At 73.1% G+C, this 4,617-nt stretch carries 4 protein-coding genes; 2 read left to right on the top strand and 2 right to left on the bottom strand.

The annotated features are described in order from the left end of the window. Positions 1 to 132 precede the first annotated feature (132 nt). Positions 133 to 1,266, top strand: coding sequence for a bifunctional 2-methylcitrate synthase/citrate synthase (locus ACFWH7_RS19535; RefSeq protein WP_378219074.1), 1,134 nt, complete (start codon positions 133 to 135; stop codon positions 1,264 to 1,266). 103 nt (positions 1,267 to 1,369) lie between these two features. On the opposite strand, the gene ACFWH7_RS19530 is transcribed toward ACFWH7_RS19535, so the two are convergent. Then, a complete protein-coding gene (locus ACFWH7_RS19530) occupies positions 1,370 to 2,602 on the bottom strand; it encodes an NAD(P)/FAD-dependent oxidoreductase (protein ID WP_378219072.1) in 1,233 nt (410 codons plus the stop codon). Between the two features lie 256 nt (positions 2,603 to 2,858). Between ACFWH7_RS19530 and ACFWH7_RS19525 the strand changes: the two genes are divergently transcribed. Further along, positions 2,859 to 3,680, top strand: a complete 822-nt coding sequence (locus ACFWH7_RS19525) for a bestrophin-like domain (protein WP_378219070.1) — start codon at positions 2,859 to 2,861, stop codon at positions 3,678 to 3,680. Positions 3,681 to 4,271: 591 nt separating this feature from the next. Here the strand turns inward: ACFWH7_RS19525 and ACFWH7_RS19520 are convergent. Beyond that, positions 4,272 to 4,436, bottom strand: coding sequence for a DUF6228 family protein (locus ACFWH7_RS19520; protein ID WP_378219082.1), 165 nt, complete (start codon positions 4,434 to 4,436; stop codon positions 4,272 to 4,274). Between the last annotated feature and the right edge of the window lie 181 nt (positions 4,437 to 4,617).

Below are 4,617 nucleotides of genomic sequence, written 5' to 3'. Positions count from 1 at the left end.
GACCCCGCCATACAACTGTTTCGTCGTGGTATTATTCACCTCCCGGCCCTGACGCCCGGTGGGTGCCGCGCGCCGGGGGGGCCGCGCCACCGGCATCTCCCCGCGACCCGTGCAGCACGAAGGAGTGACCGCATGACCACCTCCCCGACCACCACCGAGGGGCCCGAGATCCGCAAGGGGCTCGCGGGCGTCGTCGTCGACGTCACCGCGATCTCCAAGGTCAACCCCGAGACGAACTCGCTCCTGTACCGCGGCTACCCGGTGCAGGACCTCGCGGCCCGCCGCAGCTTCGAGGAGGTCGCGTACCTCCTGTGGCACGGCGAGCTGCCCACGCCCGAGCAGCTCGCCGAGCAGACCACCGTCGAGCGCGCGCACCGCGCGCTGCCCGGCAACGTGCGCAACGCGATCCTCGAGCTGCCGACGACGTGCCACCCCATGGACGTCGTCCGTACCGCGATCTCGCAGCTCGGCGCGCACGACCCGGACGCCGAGGACTCCTCGCCCGAGGCAGAGCAGGCCAAGGCGGTCCGTCTGTGGGCCGTGCTGCCCGCCGCCGTCGCGCTCGACCAGCGCCGACGTCGAGGGCAGCAGATCGTCGAGCCGCGCGACGACCTCGGCTACGCGGAGAACTTCCTGTGGATGACGTTCGGCGAGGAGCCCGAGCCCGCCGTCGTCCGCGCGTTCGAGGTCTCGATGGTCCTCTACGCGGAGCACTCCTTCAACGCGTCGACCTTCACCGCGCGCGTCATCACGTCGACGCTGTCGGACCTGCACTCCGCCGTGACCGGCGCCGTCGGCGCGCTCAAGGGTCCGCTCCACGGCGGCGCGAACGAGGCCGTCATGGCGACGTTCGCGGAGATCGGGACCGCCGACCGCGCCGCGGCCTGGCTCGACGACGCGCTCGCGCACAAGCGCAAGATCATGGGCTTCGGGCACCGCGTCTACAAGCACGGCGACTCGCGGGTCCCGACCATGCGCGCGACGCTCGACGACCTCGTCGAGCACTACGGCCGCCCGGACCTCCTCGAGCTCTACACCGCGCTCGAGACCGCGATGACCGAGCGCAAGAACATCCTTCCGAACCTCGACTACCCGGCGGGCCCCGCGTACCACCTCATGGGCTTCGACACGCAGATCTTCACCCCGCTGTTCGTCGCGTCGCGCGTGGTGGGCTGGACGGCGCACGTCATGGAGCAGCGCGCCGCGAACGCCCTCATCCGCCCGCTCAGCGAGTACGTCGGTCCGGACCAGCGCGACCTCCCCTGACGCCCCCAGCGCCAAGCAGGTGGTCGTGGCGCGTCCCGCCCGCCGGACGAGCCACGACCACCTGGTCGACCTGCGGGGACGGCCTGGCCGGCAGACGGAGGCGTCAGCCGACGAACGACTCCAGCTCGGCGCGGTCGACGGCGTCGCGGTGGATCAGCGCCTTGACGTCCTCCATGCGGTCCCAGACGTTGACGGCCATGCCGGCCTCGACGCGGCCGTCCTTGACCCAGAACGCGACGAGCTCGCGGTCGGGGACGGAGCCCGAGACCACGACCTCGTCGTAGGCGTCCGGCCCGGCGACGAAGCCGAGGTACTCCATGCCGACCTCGTACTGGTCGGAGAAGAAGTAGGGCAGCTCGGGGTAGGGGTCGGTCGCGCCGAGCATCGCGCGCGCGGCGTGCGGCCCCTGGTTGAGCGCGGTCGCCCAGTGCTCGACGCGCACCGACCGCCCGTAGCGTGCGGTCGGCACGCTCGCGATGTCGCCGGCGACGAAGACGTCGGGGTCGGTGGTCTGGAGCGTCGCGGAGGCGACGACGCCGCCCGTCGTGGAGTCGAGCGCGAGGCCCGCCTCCCGGGCGAGCGCGACGTTCGGCACCGCGCCCACGGCGACGAGCACGAGGTCGGCGTCGACGTGGGTCCCGTCGGCGATGTCGACGCCGGTCGCCCGGCCGCCCTCACCCGAGATGCCCGTGACCTGGGCGCGGCGGTGGAGGTGGACGCCGTGGTCGGTGTGGACCTGCCCGTACAGCTCGCCCATCTCCGGGCCGAGAACCCGCTCGAGGGGGTGCGTCCCGAGCCCGATCACCGTGACGTCGAGGCCGAGCGAGCGGGCGGAGGCCGCGACCTCGAGCCCGATCCAGCCGTCGCCGACGATCGCGAGCCGCCCTGCGCCGCCGTCGTGGGCGGCACGCAGCGCGGCGGCGAGCGCGTCGCTGTCGTCGAGCGTGCGCAGCTCGTGGACGCCGTCCAGGTCCAGGCCGGGCAGCGGGATCCGGCGCGGGTCCGAGCCGGTCGCGAGGAGCAGCTTCTCGTACGGCAGCGTCCGGCCGTCAGCGAGGGACACGCTCCGCCCGGCGAGGCCGACGGCGGTCGCCTCGGTCTCGGTGAGGAGCTCGACGTCGTGCTCGGCGTACCAGTCGGCCGCGAGCGGGAACACGGCGTCGCGCTCGGCCTCGCCGCGCAGGTAGTCCTTGGAGAGCGGCGGACGCTCGTACGGTCGGTGCGGCTCGCGCGCGACGACGGTCAGCCCGCCGTCGTAGCCCTCGTCGCGCAGCGTCTCGACCGCCTTCGCCGCGGCGAGCCCTCCTCCGACGACGACGTGACGACCAGCGCTCATGGCGACCTCCGCGGTGACTCGGGCGCCCGGGGCTCGGGCGGACGGCCCCAGTCTCGCGCGATCTCGTGCGCGGTGCGAGGCGCGGTGGCAGGTGCGGACAACACCTTCGTGGGTGCGGCGCACGCCAGGTCGCGACGCCACGCCCGTGCGGCGTTCATGCGTTTCGGGTGACGACCCCGGGCGACGTCCCCGGGCAGGCTGGCCAGGACAGCACCCGCCGCGCACCGTGCGGCGGTACCCGCGCGGAGGAGGTGACGTGAGCATCGTCGTCGGCGCGTTCGTGACCGTCGCCGTCGTCGCGGTGGCCGTCGCGACGATGCTGCTCGTCCGGCGGCGCGCACCCGCCGGGAGCCGGTTCAGCGACGGCGACCGGGCGTCCGGGGTGTTCGGCGTGGTCGCCACCGGCTTCTCGGTGCTCCTGGGCTTCATCGTCTTCCTCGCGTTCGAGTCGTACGACGAGGCGCGGAGCGGCGCCGAGTCCGAGGCACGGATCGTCGTGCAGCAGCTCCAGACGGCACAGTTCCTCGCGCCCGACGACGCGGCGCGGCTCTCCGGCGAGCTCGTCTGCTACGCCCGGTACGTCGTCGCGAACGAGTGGGAGCAGATGGCGGACGGCTCGCTGGGCGAGGCGGTGAACCCGTGGGGGGTCGCCCTCTATCGGACCGTCCGCGACGTCGTCCCCGCGTCGGACACCCAGCAGTCCGCCTACGACCGGTGGATGGACCAGACCGCGGCCCGCGAGGACGCGCGCCAGTCCCGCGTGCACGGTGCAGAGGGTCTGATCCCCCTCCCGCTGTGGCTGGTGCTCTTCGTCGTCTCCGGGACCGTCTTCGTCTTCCTGCTGTTCTTCGCCGACTCGGCGGAGCGCGCCGCGACGCAGGGCCTCCTCATGGGCAGCGTCGCGCTCGTCATCACGCTCCTGCTGTGCCTGCTCGCGTTCTTCGACCACCCGCACGGGCACCAGGTGGGCAAGCTGCGCCCGACGGCGATGGAGCGCGCCCTCGTCCTCCTGGACGGGGAGGCGGAGGCCGCGGGGCTGGAGATCGATCCGCCGTGCGACGACTCGGGGACCCCCTAGCCTGCGGGCCCGCGCCCGAGCGACGACGACTGGCTCGTGCGGGGCGGTGGTCAGCATCGCGCGCTCCGGAGTCGGGGGCACCATGAACGGCATGAGGACACGACCGCGCGAGGGGCTGACGCCATAGCCCTGGCTCGTCCTGCGCCGAGGGACCGCGAGCCGGGGCTGTCCCGACCCTCGGAGGCCCTCTGTGTCTCGTACCGACGCCCATGTCCCGTTCTGGGTACGTCTCGCCCGCGGTGACGTCCCGCGTGTGGAAGCGCACCACCACCCTGACGGCCTGTGCGACCTTCCCGACCCGTGGGACCGCGACGCGCTGCGGTGGCTCCCGGGCGGCTGCTCCTGGCAGTGGCACGACGACGCCTGCCCTTGCGAGGTCTGCCACGGGGGGCGTCCGGCACCGTGCCGAACGGCGCGCTGACCGTCAGTCGGCGAACCGCGCGCTGCGCGTCGCCGTCGATCTCCGGAACGCGGGACGCCTCGAGGACGTCGACCGGCGGTGACCGCGATCGCCGCGAGAGGACCTCCGAGCGGGTCACTCGTATCGACGCTCGTCTCGTGCCGCGACATGGCTTCGCGGTGGGACGGTACCTATCGGGTCAGGAGCCGGTGGAACGCGCCTGCGAGTCGGCGCATGTCTTCGCCGGCTCCGTGGTGCGTCGTGAGCGTGAAGGTCCACGAGTGCTCCTCGTAGGGAGCGTTCGTCACGTCCCAACGCAGGTGCACGTGGCCGTCGTGCCGGGCGGTGACTCGCAGCTCGTCCTACTGTCGCCAGACCTCACGACCGGGGCCTGCAGGCAGGGGACGCTCGGGGGCACCCCGGCGACAGTGGAGCGTCTCGCGGGGAGCCGGGGAAGACGAAAGGCCCCGCCCCCACCAACGCCCACCAGGCGGGAGTGGCGCGGGGGGGGAGGGGAGAGAGGTGTATTGGAGAAAA

The organism is Cellulosimicrobium cellulans (assembly GCF_042723955.1).
Lineage (GTDB): Bacteria > Actinomycetota > Actinomycetes > Actinomycetales > Cellulomonadaceae > Cellulosimicrobium > Cellulosimicrobium cellulans_H.
The sequence above is the reverse complement of the archived record's forward strand: the minus strand, read 5'-3'. Positions and strand labels throughout refer to the sequence as shown.